The 19593-nt window shown below is 28.0% G+C and carries 15 protein-coding genes; 12 read left to right on the top strand and 3 right to left on the bottom strand.

Annotated features, from left to right (window positions below; all coding sequences use genetic code 11):
* Window positions 1-80 precede the first annotated feature (80 nt).
* From ACI48P_RS01640 to ACI48P_RS01620, 5 genes are all read left to right on the top strand, one after another.
* The gene (locus tag ACI48P_RS01640) at window positions 81-1034 is read left to right on the top strand and encodes a calcium/sodium antiporter (protein WP_475212791.1); all 954 of its coding nucleotides are present in this window, start codon (window positions 81-83) and stop codon (window positions 1032-1034) included.
* A 31-nt stretch (window positions 1035-1065) separates the two neighbouring features.
* On the top strand, window positions 1066-1563 hold the full coding sequence (locus tag ACI48P_RS01635; protein WP_475212789.1) for a PTS sugar transporter subunit IIA: 498 nt from the start codon (window positions 1066-1068) through the stop codon (window positions 1561-1563).
* A gap of 218 nt (window positions 1564-1781) precedes the next feature.
* The gene (locus ACI48P_RS01630; RefSeq protein WP_475212787.1) at window positions 1782-3785 is read left to right on the top strand and encodes a fructose-1,6-bisphosphatase; all 2004 of its coding nucleotides are present in this window, start codon (window positions 1782-1784) and stop codon (window positions 3783-3785) included.
* Window positions 3786-3934: 149 nt separating this feature from the next.
* The gene (locus ACI48P_RS01625; RefSeq protein ID WP_475212786.1) at window positions 3935-5173 is read left to right on the top strand and encodes an MFS transporter; all 1239 of its coding nucleotides are present in this window, start codon (window positions 3935-3937) and stop codon (window positions 5171-5173) included.
* Between the two features lie 156 nt (window positions 5174-5329).
* On the top strand, window positions 5330-5875 hold the full coding sequence (locus tag ACI48P_RS01620) for an NADH peroxidase (protein WP_475212784.1): 546 nt from the start codon (window positions 5330-5332) through the stop codon (window positions 5873-5875).
* Window positions 5876-5961: 86 nt separating this feature from the next.
* Here ACI48P_RS01620 and ACI48P_RS01615 read toward each other — a convergent pair whose 3' ends face one another.
* Window positions 5962-6507 carry a helix-turn-helix domain-containing protein gene (locus ACI48P_RS01615; RefSeq protein WP_475212782.1) on the bottom strand — a complete coding sequence of 182 codons (546 nt, stop codon included), beginning with the start codon at window positions 6505-6507 and terminating at the stop codon, window positions 5962-5964.
* A gap of 180 nt (window positions 6508-6687) precedes the next feature.
* Here ACI48P_RS01615 and ACI48P_RS01610 point away from each other — a divergent pair, with 180 nt between their 5' ends.
* The 3 genes from ACI48P_RS01610 (at window position 6688) to ACI48P_RS01600 (ending at window position 10235) form a co-directional block, all read left to right on the top strand.
* On the top strand, window positions 6688-7938 hold the full coding sequence (locus ACI48P_RS01610; RefSeq protein WP_475212780.1) for a GntP family permease: 1251 nt from the start codon (window positions 6688-6690) through the stop codon (window positions 7936-7938).
* Between the two features lie 220 nt (window positions 7939-8158).
* Window positions 8159-9316 (top strand): XRE family transcriptional regulator, encoded by a 1158-nt coding sequence (locus ACI48P_RS01605; RefSeq protein ID WP_475212777.1) that lies wholly within the window; start codon window positions 8159-8161, stop codon window positions 9314-9316.
* Between the two features lie 31 nt (window positions 9317-9347).
* Entirely contained in the window at window positions 9348-10235 is an 888-nt protein-coding gene (locus ACI48P_RS01600) for a PfkB family carbohydrate kinase (RefSeq protein ID WP_475212775.1), read from the top strand.
* A 150-nt stretch (window positions 10236-10385) separates the two neighbouring features.
* On the opposite strand, the gene ACI48P_RS01595 is transcribed toward ACI48P_RS01600, so the two are convergent.
* Window positions 10386-13535, bottom strand: coding sequence for a DEAD/DEAH box helicase (locus ACI48P_RS01595; RefSeq protein WP_475212773.1), 3150 nt, complete (start codon window positions 13533-13535; stop codon window positions 10386-10388).
* 389 nt (window positions 13536-13924) lie between these two features.
* Here ACI48P_RS01595 and ACI48P_RS01590 point away from each other — a divergent pair, with 389 nt between their 5' ends.
* The 4 genes from ACI48P_RS01590 (at window position 13925) to ACI48P_RS01575 (ending at window position 18618) form a co-directional block, all read left to right on the top strand.
* Complete coding sequence (locus ACI48P_RS01590) at window positions 13925-14365, top strand: hypothetical protein (RefSeq protein WP_475212771.1); 441 nt, start codon at window positions 13925-13927, stop codon at window positions 14363-14365.
* 383 nt (window positions 14366-14748) lie between these two features.
* Complete coding sequence (locus tag ACI48P_RS01585) at window positions 14749-17121, top strand: glycyl radical protein (protein ID WP_475212769.1); 2373 nt, start codon at window positions 14749-14751, stop codon at window positions 17119-17121.
* Between the two features lie 13 nt (window positions 17122-17134).
* Complete coding sequence (locus tag ACI48P_RS01580) at window positions 17135-18034, top strand: glycyl-radical enzyme activating protein (RefSeq protein WP_475212767.1); 900 nt, start codon at window positions 17135-17137, stop codon at window positions 18032-18034.
* Window positions 18035-18066: 32 nt separating this feature from the next.
* Window positions 18067-18618, top strand: coding sequence for a helix-turn-helix domain-containing protein (locus ACI48P_RS01575; protein ID WP_475212764.1), 552 nt, complete (start codon window positions 18067-18069; stop codon window positions 18616-18618).
* Between the two features lie 117 nt (window positions 18619-18735).
* On the opposite strand, the gene ACI48P_RS01570 is transcribed toward ACI48P_RS01575, so the two are convergent.
* Window positions 18736-19449 (bottom strand): hypothetical protein, encoded by a 714-nt coding sequence (locus ACI48P_RS01570; RefSeq protein WP_475212761.1) that lies wholly within the window; start codon window positions 19447-19449, stop codon window positions 18736-18738.
* Between the last annotated feature and the right edge of the window lie 144 nt (window positions 19450-19593).

Here is a 19593-nt window from a genome sequence, read left to right as displayed (position 1 = left end):
ATATTTGAATAAGTTAATATTTTTTAGAAAAACTAAAATATAACGCTATTTAATAATTAAAAAATAGAAGGAGAAAGATTATGAGTTATATTTTATTGTTAGTTGGTTTTATACTTCTAATCAAAGGTGCAGATATATTTGTTTCAGGATCTTCAGCAATAGCTAAAGCTTTGAAAATTCCTACATTAATAATAGGGCTTACTATTGTTGCATTTGGTACTAGTGCACCTGAGGCAGCTGTAAGTATAACGGCGGCCATAAAAGGAAATAATGACATGGCTATTGCAAACGTAGTAGGTTCTAACATATTTAATCTGTTGGGTGTTGTAGGTGTTGCGGCAATGATTAAACCTATAAAGGTACAAAAAAGCACTATTTTAAAAGAATTTCCATTTGCATTATTAGGTACGGTAGTGCTTTTAATATTAGCCCATGATACAAAGTTTCAAGGTTATAGTACTAACTCACTGACTAGGGCTGATGGACTTATGCTTTTAGCCTTATTTTCTATATTCATGTACTATTTAATAGAAATGGCAATTACATCTAAGGAGGAAATGGATTTAGATGAAGCTGAAGAAAAAACATCTATGGGTAAAAGTATATTATTAAGCATATTAGGAGTAGTTGGTATAATAATTGGTTCCCAAATTGTTGTAGATTCAGCAACAAACATAGCAGTTTCATGGGGGATGAGTCAGAACCTAGTAGGACTTACGATAGTGTCAATAGGTACGTCTTTACCAGAGTTTGTTACAAGTGTTGTGGCTGCTAGAAAAGGAGAAAGTGATATTGCAATTGGAAATGTAGTTGGCTCTAATATATTTAATATATTCTTTGTACTTGGTATTTCTTCTACAATACATCAAATTCAAGTTCATCCAATTGTATTTATTGATATGTTAGCTATGATTTTTGTGACATTAATAATTTATATACTAGCAACTACAAAAAGAACTATTAATAGAGGGGAAGGTATATGTGCAATACTTCTTTATGCAGCATACATGGCATTTATAATAATTAGACAATAAATATTCTACTGATAATTAAGGAGATGTTAACATGGGATTATTCGATTTTTTCAAAAAAGACAACGGTGATAAAAATTCACTAAAAATAGTTTCTCCAACAAATGGTGAACTGCTTGAATTGTCAAGTGTTCCTGATGAAGTTTTTTCACAAAAAATGATGGGAGATGGATTCGCAATTAAGTCTAATGATGGAATAATTGTATCTCCTGTTGATGGCGTTATTGAGATGATATTTGAAACTAAGCATGCTGTAGGATTAAAAACTGAAAGTGGATTAGAAATATTGATACATTTAGGAATAGATACAGTAAACTTAAAAGGTAAAGGCTTCGAAGTTTTTGTAAAAGAAAAGCAGAAAGTAAATGCTGGTGAAAAACTTATAAATATGGATTTAGAGTATATAAAAAGTAATGCTCCATCAGATATTAGTCCAATAATTTTTACTAACTTAAAAGAAGGTCAATCAGTAAAAGTAGTAACCGGAAATGTAAAGATAGGTGAAGCTGATAGAATTAAAATACTTAATTAAGAAATATATTATAAATTCATGGGTAAGCATATGCTTTCTCATGAATTTATTTATTTTATAAAAATTTATTTGCTTATACCTCTAACCTTTGATTTATAAGTTCATAATCTATTATGTAAAATAAATAGTGTATCACTTTTAAAAATAATGTAGCACTTATATTTTTATTATCTTAAAAATATAGTATAATATATATATAATAAAGATCTTGGATAAAAATGGAGGCGATCCTATTGAGTAATAAAATATTAAATATATGTGAAGAAGAATTAGAAGATAAGCTTAAATACCTTAAACTTCTTTCTAAACAATATCCAAATATATCAAAAACTTGTACGGAAATTATTAATCTAGAAGCAATTCAAAACTTACCAAAGGGTACTGAGCACTTCTTAACTGATATTCATGGAGAACATGAACCTTTTGTACATGTACTAAGAAATGGGTCAGGGGTAATTAAAAGAAAAATAGAAGAGTTATTTGGGAACTCTCTGAGAGAAAGTGAAAAAAGAAGTTTGGCAACATTGGTTTATTATCCAGAACAAAAAATAGAAATAATTTTAAAAGAAGAAGATAATATTAGCGATTGGTATAGAATTAATTTGTATAGATTAATACAGCTATGTAGATATGCATCACTAAAATACACAAGATCTAAAGTGAGAAAATTACTTCCAGAGGATTTTAGATACATTATTGAAGAATTATTACATGAAGATATAAATAGTCAACATAAGCAAGAATACTATGAAAGTATTATTAATACAATTATAGAAATTGATAGAGGAAAAGAGTTTATTATTGCTATTTCAAAAGTTATACAAAAACTAGTAGTAGATAAACTGCATATAGTAGGAGATATTTATGATAGAGGTCCAAGACCAGATATTATAATTGATACCCTTATGGATTATCATTCTGTTGATATACAATGGGGAAATCATGATATTTTATGGATGGGAGCAGCAGCTGGAGAAAAAACATGTATTGCTAATGCTTTAAGAATTTCAGCTAGGTATTCAAATTTAGATATAATAGAAGATATCTACGGAATTAACTTGTTGCCATTAGCTACATTTGCTTTAAATGTATACAAAGGTGATCCATGTGAAGCTTTTATTCCTAAAAACTTTAATGAAGATTCTCCTATTACTGAAAAAACATTAGTTGCTAAAATGCATAAAGCAATAAGTATTATTCAATTTAAACTCGAAAGTGAAATAATTGCTAGAAATCCAGAGTTTAATATGGAACATAGAGTTATGTTAAACAAAATTAATTATGATGATAAAACAATAATTATAAAAGGTCAAAAGTATAGTTTAAAAGATAATTACTTCCCAACTATAGATCCGAAAGATCCAAATAAGCTAACAGAGGAAGAGCAAATATTAATAGATAAATTGGCATTTTCATTTATTAATAGCGAAAAACTACAAAAACATGTTACTTTCTTATTTTCAAAAGGAAGTATGTATTTAAAATGTAATTCTAATTTATTATTCCATGGATGCATACCTTTAAATGAAGATGGTTCATTTATGAAGATGAAAATTAAAAATAAGGAATACAGCGGAAGAAAACTATTAGAAAAAATGGAATCAGTAGCTAGAGAGGGGTACTTCTTTAAGTCTAAAACCCCTGAAAAATTGTATGGAATGGATATGATGTGGTATTTATGGACTGGATCAGTATCATCACTTTTTGGAAAAGATGATATGACAACTTTTGAGAGATATTTTATAGAAGATACTAAAACTCATAAAGAAAATAAAAATCCATATTTTAAGTTAAGAGATAGTGAAGATATGTGTGATAGGGTATTTGAAGAATTTGGATTAGATCCAAGGGAGTCTCATATTATCAATGGACATGTACCTGTTGAAAAGAAAAAAGGTGAGAGTCCAATTAAGGCTGGAGGAAAGTTATTAGTAATTGATGGAGGTTTTTCTAGGGCTTATCAAAAGAAAACTGGAACCGCTGGATATACATTAATATATAATTCTTATAGTTTACAATTAGTGTCTCATCAGCCATTTACTAGTGCAGAAGAAGCTATAGTTCAAGAAAGTGATATATTATCAACTAATGATGTTGTAGAGCATAAGATAAATAGAAAACGTGTTAAAGATACAGATATAGGAGTAGATATAAAAAATCAAATAGATGACTTGAAATTATTGCTTTTAGCTTATAGAAAAGGGCTTATAAAAGAATCTTAAAATATATAAGTAATAGTAAACAAATTGGAAATAAATGCTACGTATTGTGATATAATAAATATTGTAATAGTATTAACATAAAAATCTTACTGGGCTGTATGTTCAGTAAGTTTTTTACTGTGCTAATAATCATAAAGGGCGTGGGGGATATGAGTATAGTTAGTACGAAAAGAAAGTTTAATAAAAATATATATCTATTTTTAGTTATTAACATTTTAGCATCTTTTTCAATGGGAATTTTCAATATGTTTGTAGGAATATATCTCAAAGAAATTGGATATCAAGAAAATTTTGTAGGGAATATATTATCAATAAACACATTTGCAATAGCAATTGCATCTATCCCAAGTGCGTATTTGATAGAAAAAATAGGTAGAAAAAGAAGTTTCAAATTAGGATTTATAGCAATTGCAGTGGGGAGCAGCTCTATAGTACTATTTAATAATTCAATACTAATAATACTTATGGCAATATTAAATGGATGTGGAATGAGCATTAAATCTACAGCAGAAGGTATGTATTTAACAGAGAATACTAGTGAAGAAGAAAGAGTTTCTGTTTTTAGTATAAATTTTATTGCATCAAATATTGGGATGATGAGTGCATCTTTCTTAGGAGGATTATTATCATCATATATGAGTGGTTATATTACATCTACACAGGCAATAAAATATATATTCATAATGTCATCTATATTATCTCTAATTGCATTACTTCCAATTCTTTTTATGAAGGAGCCTAGTAATCATAAGCCTAGAAGTTTTAAACAATGTGTTAAAGGCTACTTAAATATTTCTAATAAGAAAGTAATCGTTTTTATGATATATAACTTTTGTATTGGTGCAGGAGCAGGTATGGTTGTACCGTTTTTTAGTGTCTACTTAAAATACTCAATGAATATATCTGATGGAATAGTAGGTACAATTTTATCAATATCTCAATTTGGTTGTATATTAGGTGGAGCTGTAATTCCATTTATAGCAGGGAAAATAGGGAAGCCGCGCACTGTTATATTATCTCAACTTTTATCAATACCATTTTTAATTTCTATAGCTTTTCCTCAAGGAATAGGACTCATAACGTTATCATTTTTTATGAGAAATGGTCTTATGAATATGGCAATGCCACTAATTCAAAACTTATCTATGGAAATGGTTGATGAAAAAGATAGAACAAATTTAAGTAGTATAATGTCTTTATCAAGCAATGTAAGTAGGGCTATTGGCATAGCAATAGGTGGATTTATGATGGAGTCTATTTCTTATAATTCACCATACTATCTAACTATAGTAATTTACCTAGGGGCAATATTTATGTTTGCTTATATTTATAGAGAGCAATTAAAGCATAAGTCAAAGCAATCATTATATCCTAAAGAATCAATATAGTGTGATAAGTAAAAATACTTACTTTATAAAAAATTAAAAAAATTATTATTATTTTGTTTAAGGCTATTTATACCGGGTATATATTTATTATCTTAATAAAGAAGATAAATTAAATTATATAAATATAAATAAAAATCACAGTGGAGGAAAATAATCATGAAAAAATTTGTTTGTACAGTATGTGGATATATACATGAAGGAGAAACTGCACCAGAATTATGTCCAGTATGTAAAGTGGGAGCTGAAAAGTTCGAAGAAATGAGTGGAGAAATGGTTTGGGCTGACGAACACAGAATAGGTGTTGCTCAAGGTGTTGACGAAGAAATATTAGAAGGATTAAGAGCTAACTTCGTTGGAGAATGTACAGAAGTAGGAATGTACTTAGCTATGAGCCGTCAAGCTGATAGAGAAGGATTCCCAGAAGTTGCTGAAGCATATAAGAGAATAGCATTCGAAGAAGCAGAACACGCTGCTAAGTTTGCTGAATTATTAGGAGAAGTAGTTGTTGCAGATACTAAAGCTAACTTACAAGCTAGAGTAGAAGCTGAATACGGAGCTACTGAAGGAAAATTAAAAATAGCTAAAAAAGCTAAGCAATTAGGATTAGATGCTATACATGATACAGTTCATGAAATGTGTAAAGATGAAGCTAGACATGGTAAAGCATTCCAAGGATTATTAGAAAGACATTTTACAAAGTAAGTTTTTAATATTATAAATAAGAAGAGCTATAGATAATTAATCTATAGCTCTTTTTTCGTATCAGGAATTTATTATAGTATTTATGTTTAAAGAACCACTGCAAAAATAACTTTTGCTTCAAAATCATAAGAATTCTGCCATTTGTGATTAGTACCTACAGGAACTTTTATACTATCACCTTTATCTAAGGTGAATTTTTCACCATCTAAAAATAAATCAACCTTACCTTCTAATATAAAAGCTATTTCATATCCATTATGACTAATACCTTCTTCACAAGAAGATGTTTTTGTAGGAAGATTCATTATAGCAAATTCTAAGTTATCAGTTAATCCTGGTGAAAGCATTTCATATATAACATTGTTACTTTCAGGCAGAATTACTTTTTTTCTATTATTAGCTCTTACTATAAGATCTTTTTTTTCAACTTCTGTGATAAAGAAGGTAAAAAGTGGTACGTTTAGAGCTGAGGCAATAGACTTTAACGAATTTACTGAAGGGTTAGCAAGCCCTCTTTCTATTTGGCTTAATAGGGATGGAGTAACATTTGACAGTTTAGCTAAATCTCTAATGCTTAGCCCATTTTTTTTTCTATAAAATGATATTTTTTCACCAATATTAATTTCACTCATAATTAGTCTCCTAAGTAATTATTTATAAAGGTATTATAGCATAAATTAATAATAATATCATAAAAGTGTTAAATTATATTTAATTAAGTTATAAATATTTGACACTTCCCCTATTCATGAATATAATAAAATTAAATAATATTTAATTAGTTAAAAATAATTTAACGGATTGGGGGAGTCATGATAGTAACGACATTTGGAGCATTATTTGGATTATCTGTTGCAATTATACTTATAATAAAAAAGTTTCAACCAGTATATAGTCTAATGTTTGGTGCATTAATAGGTGGATTAGTAGGTGGTGTAGATTTACCTACTACAGTTGAGTATATGGTTATGGGAGCTAAAGACATATCGCCATCAATAATTAGAGTATTAGCATCAGGGGTATTAGCTGGATGTTTAATAAAAACAGGTTCGGTAGATAGAATTGCAGAAGAAATTATAAAAGTTTTAGGAAATAAAAAAGCAATATTAGGAATAGCACTTTCTACAATGGCACTAGCTGGAGTTGGAGTAAATCTTGATGTAGCAATAATTACAGTGGCACCTATTGGTTTGGCAATAGGGCAAAAATTAGGATATTCTAAAATGGCAATATTATTAGCACTAGCTGGCGGAGGTAAAGCTGGGAATATAATATCACCAAATCCAAATACTTTAGCCGTAGCCGATAACTTTAATGTTGAGTTATCAACAGTTATGATTGCAAATGTAATACCAGCTATATTTGGTTTGATAATAACTGTTATGATTGCAAAATATTTAACTCATAAAGGAAATAAAGTTAATATTGATGAGGTGGTAAGTGATAATAAGAAGCTTCCTACATTGTTTAGTTCTATAGTTGGTCCGTTAGTATCAATAGGTTTATTATTCTTAGGAAATGTAACTTCTATAGTTGTAGATCCTCTTATAGCGCTACCAATAGGAGGTATTGTTACATTAATAGCTACTAAAAGTACTAAGCATATTAATGAATATTTAACTTATGGAATCATAAGTATGCAAGGTGTATGTATACTTTTACTTGGAACAGGAACTTTAGCAGGAATTATTCAAATGTCTAACCTTCAACAAAGTACAATACAATTACTTGGAATGTTAAGTATGCCTCAGTTTTTATTAGCTCCTATATCAGGAATATTAATGTCAATGGCTACCGCATCATCTACGGCAGGTGCAACTATTGCATCATCAACATTCTCAGATGCAATACTGGGTTCAGGATTATCTAATTTATCAGGTGCTTGTATAGTAAATGCAGGAGCAAGTGTATTTGAACAACTTCCACATGGGTCATTGTTCCATACTAGTGCTAAAAGTGTAAATATGGATATTACTGAAAGATTTAAATTAATACCATACGAGGATTTTGTAGGAATAGTAATGACTACAGTTTCTACAGTTATTCAGTTAGTATTATTTTAATAAAATTACAATACACCCATAAAATAAATAAAAAATATCAGCATGACTGCTGGTATTTTTTTTCGTATTAAGGAATTATTATAGCTTATAATTAATGTAGAAATAATGGTGTAATTACTTTAGACAAGATATATAATTATAGTTATAATAAGTAGTGGAATTAAATTAATTAAACTATAAAAAATAATTATTTAAATAAATGAAATATAGAGGAGAAAAAATGATAAGAGGCAAAGAATTTAATGGAGAAAGACTTAAAAGTGCCAGATTATATAGAAACAAAACAATTGAGCAATTAAGTAAGGAAACAAAAATATTTATTGATAGAATTACAGAATTTGAGGAAATTAAAGCAGTACCTTCACCTGAAAATATCTTAAGTTTAAGTAATAAGTTAAACTTTCCAAAAGATTATTTTTTTCAAAAAGATAGTTTGGATGTATTAGTCGAAGGTTCATTTTTTAATGTACATTCATCAAATTATAGGAAAGAAGAGAAATCTTATATAGAAAAAATATTAATCACTCACAAGATATTTGCTTTTATTGAAAGATATATTACATTTCCAAAGATAAATGTAATACACTTAAGCGCAGATGAGCTTGATATAGATGATATAGCTAATAAATTAAGAGCACATTATAAATTATCAAATGATCCAGTTATTAATATGGTTAACCTTTTAGAGCGAAATGGATTTATTATTTCAACAATAAATTCTTCTAAAAATAGTGTAGGACCATTTTTACAAAAGCATTCATTATACAATAACACTAGATACTTTATGGCATTGGGAAATGATAAAAAATCAGTACCAAAAAGAAATTATGATTTAGGTGTTTTACTAGGACATGTAGTACTTCATGATCCATTAATAAATATAGAAATATCAAAAGAAAAGTTTAATGGTATAAAAGAAGAAGCAAATAGTTTTTCTAGGGCTTTCTTACTTCCAAAAGAAGAGTTTTTAAGTGATTTAGCATATCCAGCTGATTTAGATTATTATGTTGCACTTAAAAGAAAATATATTGTTCCTATAGATATGATGATTTTGAGAGCATATGATCTTGGAGCTATAAGTTATAGAAAATATGATTATTTATTAAAGGAAATGGCTAAAAAAGGATGGGATAAGAAGGAGCCTTTAGAGGAAATTAAGGGAGCTAATCCAGCTTTAAGTAAACAAGCACTAGAAATTATGGAAGAAAATAATCTTATAAAGAATGAGAAAATAGTAGAGGCCTTATCTAAAGGAGGATTAAGTTTATATCCAGAAGATGTAGAAGAACTTTTAGGACTAAAGAAGGGAAAGCTAAAACCTAAAGTTATAAAAGATGAAAAAATTGATAATGTAAAAGTAGTAGATTTTAGAAGGTAATGTTTTATAGATAAACTTAGGGGGAAATATAATGAAAACTTTAGTATTAGGAAATGTACTTGTTGATGTAATGATAAATGTAGACTATCTTCCTAAAACTGGTGATGATTTAGTTTGTAATAAGCATGTAATATCAATGGGGGGATGTGCTTATAATATTGCAACTGTATTAAAGAATTTTGGATCAGACCATAGCTTATTTTCACCGGTTGGAAAGGGTATATATGCTAGTATAATTAGGGAAGAATTAGAAAAAAATAATTACCAGATTCATATTAGTGATGAAAGTAAAGACAATGGATATTGTTTATGCTTAGTTGAAAAGGATGGAGAAAGAAGTTTTATTACAGTTCCAGGAATAGAGCATGAATTTAAGAAAGAATGGGTAGAGCAGATAGATGGTAGCAATTATGAGAATATTTATGTTTCTGGGTACGAAATGGAAGGACGAACATCTATCGTAATAACAGATTGGCTAATGAAACAAAAAAATAAAAATATATTCTTTGGACCAGGTCCTAGAATAAATTTCATAGAAAAAAATATTATGGATAAGATGTTTTCATTAAAACCAATATTACATCTTAATGATGATGAGGCATTAAAATTCACAAATGAGACTGATGTGTTAAATGCAGCGAAAGAAATTTATAAAAAAACTAATAATGCAGTATTCATTACTTTAGGAAAAGACGGAGTACTATATTATGAAGACGGTGAATATAGCCATATAAAAGGAGAAGATGCAATAGTTGAAAATACAGTGGGTGCTGGGGATTGCCATATAGGTGCCATAATTGCATGTTTTTCGAAAGGATATAGCTTTGAAGAAAGTTGTTATATTGCAAATAAGGCAGCTGCAACAGTAGTAAGTAGCGAAGGAAGTAGATTAGATGATAAACTATTTAATGGAAAATAACTCCTTAAAAATAAGAAGTATGAATTACAATTACATTAATATATAAGAGTAGATAGTAATAAAAAAGCAAGGTGAATATACACCTTGCTTTTTTATAATCGATTTAGTAAAAGCTATTATTATATTAAGTAATTAAGTTAAACTGATTATTTAACTAAATAAATCAACAATTTCTTTTTCAGATAAGCTTTTTAATATATTACCACTAGCCAAATCTCCATTAATAAACTCATCAATTAATTCTTTTTTAGTTTCTTGTAACTTAATAATTTTTTCTTCTATTGTGCCTTTAGCAATAAGTTTGATAACTTCAACAACATTTTTTTGACCATATCTATGAGCTCTATCACTAGCTTGATTTTCGACTGAAGGATTCCACCATGGGTCAAAATGTATAACTACATCAGCACTTGTTAAATTAAGTCCAGTACCTCCGGCTTTAAGAGATATTAAGAATATTTTATTTTCATCAGTATTATTAAATTGGTCTACAAGTTTTATTCTTTCCTTAGCATTTGTTTGGCCATCTATATAAGAATAAGATATATCATTTTCAGTTAGATGGTTACCTATATTCTTTAATACTGAAGTAAACTGAGAGAATAATAATATTTTATGGCCACCGTCTATACTCTCTTGAACAAGATCTAAGCAAGCTTCTATTTTTGAACTTTTTATATTGTAGTTTTCTACCAATACACTTGGATCTAAGCATAATTGTCTTAGTTTTGTTAAATAAGATAATATTGTTATTTTATCTTTATTAAAATCATGGCTTTCCATTTTCTTTTGAATGTCATCAACATACGCACTATAAATTTTTCTTTGTTCCACATTTAAGTCTACAAAGAATTTCTTTTCTATTTTTTCAGGAAGTTCAGTCATTACTTCTTGTTTAGTTCTTCTAAGAACAAATGGTTTTATAAGTCTTTTTAAGTTTTCTACATTACCATCTTTACCAATAAATAGCTCTTGGAATCTACTTCTATTATATAAATAACCAGGCATTACAAAGTCAAATATTGACCAAAGTTCAAATAGGTTATTTTCAATAGGTGTACCAGTAAGTGCAAATTTAGACTTAGCTTTAATATTTTTAACTGCTGCAGTACTAAGTGCTGTAGGGTTTTTAATATTTTGAGCTTCATCTATTACGCAATAATCAAATATTTTTTTATCATATTGTTCTAAATCATTTCTTAATGTTCCATAAGTAGTTATTATTACATCATAATCATCCATACTTTCTAAAGCTTTTTCTCTATCGGATTTATTACCATGAACTAATAATACATTCATAGTAGGAGCGAAAGTATCAAATTCATTTTTCCAGTTATAGATTAGAGATGTTGGTGTTATAATTAGAGACTTTGATCCTTTTTTAGAAGCTAAAAAAGCAATAGTTTGCAGTGTTTTACCAAGACCCATTTCATCTGCTAGTATTCCACCAAATTCATAGTAATTAAGAGTATTAAACCACTGTAGTCCACTAATTTGATAATCACGTAAGGTTGCAGTTATCTCTTTAGGTACATCTATATTAATATTTTCTATATTTTTAAACTTAGTGCAAATGTTTTTAACAATCTCCTTACCTTGTATAAAGTCAAGGCTGTTAGCTTCAATCATTTCATTAATATATAACATTTTATTGTTGTGTATTTTATTATCAAGAGTATTTACAAAGTCTAGATTTTCTACAAGCTCTAAAAAATTCTTAGTTTTTACTTCATTTAGATCTATAAAACTACCATTTTTTAATTTGTAGAAAGTTCTTTTTTCTTTAAATGCATTTAATATATTTTTATATTCTTTTTTATCAATATCAGATATATTAAAGTCAAATTCTAAGTAGCCATTAATTCCTTCGCCAACAGAAGCTACAATAGAAGAGGATTTATATATTTTTCTATTCTTAAATTTATCAGAGTAATAAATATCACCAATATTTTTTAAGTTATCTAATTCCTCATTTAGGAAATTAAATAGCTCTTCATCATTTCCTTTAAAGGTATAGTGAGCATTTTCTTTAACGAATTTATTATTTAAAAGAATACTTTTATAATATTTTTCTTTCTTTGTATCAGGCAATATGTATTTCTCACCATTATTATCATCGTAATTAAATTTTAATTCGCAAATAACATTAGTTTTTTTTAAGTCAAAATAAAATCCAGCATTAAAATCACTTACAATGTTATTTTTAATTTCATTATCAAGATCAACAGTTTGAGAAAATTCTTCTATCTTAGGAACAAAAGAGCCTAAAATACTTTTTATATCGTCTTTATCAAATGATAATTCTTTGCCTTCATTTAATAAATCATAAACTTTTTTATAATAGATAGCATTGTCATTTGATAACAAATATATATCATCCTCAAATAAAATAACATCTCCTTTAGATGTTAAAGGTATTGGTAGGTTTTCCTTAGCGTTAAATAGAATTTTATCATCAGCTTTTTTTAGCTCAAAGTTTATAGGAATATTATCTTTTATTACACGAGGGCAATATATATCATCATAATAATTTAAAGTAAATTCTTTATCTCCTAATATTTCTAAAAATTGTCTTAAACCACTTGCACCAATATCCATAAATTTAGGGTTGTAAGTGCTACTATTAAGTTGAGAAACACTTGAACCAAAGTATTCAATTAAATTCACAAGTTTTTCATCATTCTCGTCAAAATAATGAGTAGCAGGATTATATATAAAGTTTTTACCATACTCTAATGATGAACCTGTAAGCCTTGAATTTGCAAAGATTTTAATGTTCTTAAGTACATACATTTTGTCAGTACCAATTTTAAAATCTGCAAAAATATTTCTAGAATCTATATTAATATTTACATCTATATTAACTTTTTCTTTGTTAGAACTATCAAAATAGTGTAATAGTTGTTTGACTGGAGAGAGTATAAGGTTTTGTACATCTTCAGGTGGAGGACTAGAAATATTACCACTGGCATCTCTCTCAGCTAATCTAAGTCCATATATAGAAGTAGCAACAATATGCTTACATATAAATAACCTATCAGGGCTACTTTTTGTTCTACAGTCTTCACAACTACATTTTCCACCTAGTATTTTATAATTATGGCCATCTACAATTATTGCATTTTGATATACTTCATTATTATATTCAGATTCAACCATACCTTGTAAGGTTAAAGTATTTCCGTCTATATTATAGCTAACATGGTCAACTAATCTTCTATTGTAATATATAACACCTCTGTTCCATCTAGAGGAGTTAGTATTTATTTTAATTAATGTTTTTATTTTACTAAAGTCCAATCATTCTCACCTTACCTTACTTTGTATATACAATCATATAGCCTATATTAAGTGACTATACTATAGATTAACATCTTAAATTGTGATAAAAGGTAATCTATAAATTAGTATATAAATTTTTACACTTTCCATACAAAATTATTAGATATCCTAATAAATAGATGTCTAATAAAATAGAAAATAATTTTTACTATTTAAGTAAACCTATAGTAAAAATTAGCAATAGGAATATTATAGCATACTTGAAATGTAAAAAATAATAAAATCTTGGAGATATTCAGATTAAAAATAAATTTGAACAAAAGAAATTTATGGTATTAACTCCTAGAAAATTTAATAAATTATAAGGAATACCTATGTAACACATTAATGCTATAGGAGGAGAGAGTATGATTGATTTTGATTTAGAGTACTTAGAAGAGGAACTAGATGATATAAGCTTAGTATTGGCGTTAAAGATGATAGAATTAAGAATATATAATGATATAAGTTATGCAGAGGAAGAAATGAATAACCTAGAAGATATAAGTGATATAGATGATAAGAGTAAAGTGTTTTTAAGTAAAATAAGATGGTTTAGAGATTGGATAAATGTGAAAAATTTAAGCTTACTAGAAGCAGGTTTGACAGACTTAGACAATATGGAAATCGATGATATATTGAATGTAGTTTTTGTTAATGATATTGGAGGATTTAAAAGGAGAAGAATTTTTAAAGAAGCATCTACTACGCCTATATATATGGTGAATGATGAGTGTATATGTAGTGAAGATCAGTATGCAAATGAATATTATATTGAAGAAATGAGGAGTAAACTGATGATGTTATAAATTTATTTGCATTAAATAAAAAAAGCTATTATTATATTAAATTGGTGAAACAATAGAAATATACAAAATAGGAAATATGAGAAATTCATCTTTTGGAGGAATCAGAATTGAAATTAGGGAGATATAAGCATATAATAATTATAACTATATTAATTTTACTTTGGTCATTTGTAATTTTTACGATGCCTAAATAAAGCCTAGCAGAAGCTAGGTTTTTTTGTATTCAATTATAAAATTTAATTTTTACATAATAAAATATATTTATAGTGTATTTTAGTTGATTATCAATCAAAATGTGCAATATAATTAAATAAAGTATGTTATAACATACAAAAGTTAATGGATATATTAGTATAAAAATTAATGATATTAGGGGGATATAAATGAATACTACAGATAGAATAGAAGCGTTTAGAAAGGAATATATAAATTCTAAACCTAAAATTTGCTATGAAAGAGCTAGAATTTTTACAGAGTCTCATAAAAAAAGTGAAGGAGAAGCGATTTGCATAAGAAGAGCAAAAGCATTTTTAGATGTATGTAGGGAGTTACCTATAGAAATATATAACAATGAGTTAATAGTAGGTACAGCTGGTAACTTTAGAAGAACCGGAATATTAACTCCTGAGTTCTCTTGGAAATGGGTAGACAAGGAGATGGATACATTTGACACTAGAAAACAAGATCCATATTTTATGAATGATGAACAAAGAGAATTTGTTAGAGAAAATATATTTCCATATTGGGAAGGAAAATCATTAGAAGAAGTATTTTTAGCTAGAATTCCTAAAGATACAGGTAAAATTTTAATAGATACAGGTATAATAGATAACGACTCTAAATGGAGACAAGCAGTTGGTGAAATAACACCAGATTATGAAGATATTCTTTTTAAAAAAGGTTATATGAAAATAAAAGAAGAAGCAGACGAAAAAATTAAATCTTTAGATATATCAAATCCAGACAATATAGAAAAAATAGATTTCTATAAATCGATATCTATAGTAGCAGATGGTATAATGACATTTGCAAATAGATATTCCAAATTAGCAGAAGAAATGGGCAAAGAAGAAAAAGATGAAAAGAGAAAAATTGAACTTATGAAAATATCTAAGGTATGTAAAAACGTACCAGCTAGACCACCTAGTAATTTTTATGAAGCAATTCAATTTGTTTGGTTTGTTCAATTGGGAGGAATAATATCGGAAAATCCGTTAGCTTTAAACTTAGGTCGATTTGACCAGTATATGTTCCCTTATTATAAAAAGGATTTAGAAAAAGAAATTATTAAAGAGTATGAAGCTCAAGAATTAATTGAAGCCCTGTGGATCAAATTATCAGAATGGGTATGGACAATATCATCAAATACAGCAAACTACTTTGCAGGATACAATCAATTTCAAAATTTAACGGTTGGTGGAAGAAAAAGGGATGGTAGTGATGCAACAAATGATATTTCATATATGTGTTTAAAAGCTACTGAAAATGTAAAAACTCACCAACCAGGACTAAGTGTTAGGATACATCAAAATGCACCTGATGATTTTACAATGGCTGTAGCAAATTTAGTTAAGACAGGAACGGGATTCCCTGCAATTCACAATGATAATTGTGGATCACAAATGCTGCTTCAAGTAGGATATGATCCAGAGGATGCTAGAGATTGGAGTAATTGTGGCTGTGTAGTACCACACTTTAGAAAGACTTGTCAGTGGACTTCAGCAGTAAATGTTAACTTTGGTGCAGCCCTAGAATATGCAATAAATAGCGGTAAAAGTAGGCTAACAGGGGAAACTATGGGGCTTATCGAAAGGAATATATGTGAATTCAAAACATTTGAAGAAATCAAAGAAGCATTTTTTAAGCAACTTGCTTATTTAATAAAAAATTCAGTGATTGGAAGCGTTGTTGCACAACAAATTCATAAAGAAATAGTGCCAAGACCATTTCTATCTACATGTGTAGATGGTTGTACTGAAAAAGGAATAGATTTAAGTAAGGGCGGAGCAAAATATAATGTTGGGCCTGTGTTAACAGGAATTGGATTAGGAGTTGTGGCAAATTCTTTAGCAGCAATTAAAAAGTTAGTATTTAATGATAAAATAACTTCATTAGACGAGTTATCTAATGCTTTAGATAATAATTGGGAAGGATATAGCCAACTTAGAAAGCTTGCGCTTGATTGTCCTAAATACGGAAATGACAATGATTTTGTGGATAGATTAGCAGTAGAAATATCAGATTTTTATTATAGAGAGACCAAAAAATATAAGGATATATTTGGTTCACAGTTTAATAGTGCATTTATGGGAATATCAAATTATGTACCAACAGGAAAAATTGTTGGAGCTACACCTTGTGGAAGAGAAGCCACAAAACCACTAACAGAGGGAGTTTCACCATATGCTGGAAGTGACGTTAGTAGTCCTCTATCGGCCATGAAATCTTCAGCTAAAATAAATCATGATGTTCACACAGGAGGCACTTTACTTAATATGAGATTAAATCAAGATATTATTTCAACAGAAAGAGGTCTTAGAAACCTTAACGCTATGATTAAATCATATTTCTCATTAGGAGCATTCCATGTACAATTTAATACTATAGACAATGAATTATTATTGAAGGCACAAGAAACACCAGAAGATTATAAAGACCTTTTGGTTAGAGTAGCAGGATACAGTACTCAATTTGTTAATTTATCAAAAGAAATGCAAGATGCAATAATAGCAAGAAATGCACATGCTAACTTTTAGTTAGGAGATTAATATGAGTTATATTGGTAGGGTAGTAAATATTCAGCACTTTTCAGTGAATGATGGAGAGGGATTAAGGACTACGGTTTTTTTAGAAGGATGTCCACTAAAGTGTAAATGGTGTTCAAATCCTGATTCATGGAATAATATTGTTAAGCTTGGAGTTATAAAAGATAAATGTAAATCATGTAACAAATGCATAGAAGTATGTGATAAAAATATTACTTCATTACTTAATAGAAAAGAAGTAAACAGCAAGTGTAATTTATGTGGAAAATGTGTAAGTAACTGTGTAAATAATGCTATTTCTATTATGACCAAAGAGATGACCGTAGATGAGGTAGTAAGAGAGGTAGAGAAGGACAGAATATTTTATATTAATTCAGGTGGAGGGGTAACATTTTCAGGAGGAGAAGCTACACTTCAAAGTGATTTTTTAACAAAATTAGTAAATAAATGTTATGATAAAGGTATCAATATGGCCATTGAAACTTGTGGATATTTTGATTTTGATAAGGTAAAAAATATTATAGAAAAGCTAGACTATATTTTTGTAGACATAAAGTCAATGGATGATAATATTCATAAAAAATACACTGGAGTTTCTAATAAATTAATATTTGAAAATATATGTAAAATGGCTAGAATGAATATTCCCATGACGGTGAGAATACCTGTTATTTCAGGGGTAAATGATAGTATAGAAAATATAAGAAATACTGCTATATTTGTAAAAGAAAATACAATAAATGGTAGTATTGAGCTATTACCATATCATAAGTTTGGAATAGAAAAATATAAGGCACTTGGTCTTGAAGATTTTATATATGAATTTAAAACACCAGAGGACAGTTTAATGTTAAAATTAAAAAAGACAATAGAAGATATTGGAGTAAAAGTTGTTAAATATTAGCAAGTACTAATGTTTTTAGAAAGGATTACAATATGGAAGATAATATACCTGATGTAGGACGAAATTTAAGAAAGCTAAGACAGGATATGGGGATAAGCTTAGATAAAGCATCAGTTATGACTGGTGTTAGTAAAGCTATGCTTGGGCAAATTGAAAGAGGGGAATCTAGCCCTACTATATCTACATTATGGAAGATTTCAACAGGGTTTAAAATAAACTTTACTAGTTTATTAGGTGAGAACAGTGAAGAATGTGAAGTAGTAAAAAAAGAAGAGATAGAACCCATAATAGAAGAAGATGGAGACATGAGATTATATTCACTATTTCCTTTTGATCCGCAAAGTAGGTTTGAGTTATTTTTAATTGAACTTTATCCAAACTGTGAACATATTTCCGCGACACATAATAACGTCCAAGAAGAGTATGTATTAGTTATAGAAGGAAAATTAGAGATGTGTATAAATGGAAAAAATTATAAACTAGAAAAAGGCCATTCAATTAAATTTGACGGAACATATAGTCATACCTATAGAAATATAGGTGCAAAAAAAGCTGTATTTTATAATATTGAACTTTATAGATAAATAACTATGATAAAAAGATGATTTCTAAATGAATAGAAATCATCTTTTTTATATACTAAGATATAACTTACTTGGTTTGTGGATAGTTATAATAGCTACTGCTTTCAACTTGAGCAACTATAAACTTACTGTTTCTAATTCATTAATAAATGGATTTATTCGTATTGCATTGTTATATAAGAATGGATAATTTTTTTGAAGATATTTTAAATAGTTTATCCATTGTATATTTAGGCTTTTATATACTCTGATTATATCTCCTTCTAGATGTGTATAATCGATATCATTGTAGCCATGTTTTTCAATAAAAAGTATTTCATCTCTTAAATGAACTACAGCCATAAGTAAATCTGTAAAAGTTTCATGAAGATGAAGATTTTCATTGCTTATTAAGTTTATAAACAAGTCATTATTTTTTAATAGAAGCTCTTTTAATGATTTTAGATTAATAATATTTATATTAATATTACAATCATGATTTAATATATTTTTCTCAAGTGTCTTTAGGTTATCATATTGTAAAAGTGCTTCTTTAGCACCTTCATCAGCAATGATAATATGCTTCATTAAATCACAACCTACCTCATTGAAAAAAATTCCTACTAACATATTTAACTTGTTTATTCTGTCAGTCTTTTCCTTATAATTAATTAATCTTTCAAAAACTATTGTTACTATTAAACTGTTTATAGGAATAAAACACAAGTTCATAGTAGAGTAATAGGCAGTATTTTCTGCTTGTCCAAATGCCAAATAATGTATATAAAACATTATTGCAGAGCTGGCAACTAAAATTAATGATATAGTTGCGTAATAATTAAATTTTTTCATAGTATCACCTTTATGCTTATTATTTTTAGATATCTTAGTATTTTAGTTTTACATAAGATTTCAAATCTATTATATAATTTTTCACGAAAATTTAGTATATTTTATGACAAATTATATAATCAAATATGCTAATATAGTATTATT

This window comes from Romboutsia sp. LXY-2 (genome assembly GCF_056171995.1).
Note: the sequence above shows the minus strand (reverse complement) of the source record. Positions and strands in the feature narration are given on the sequence as shown.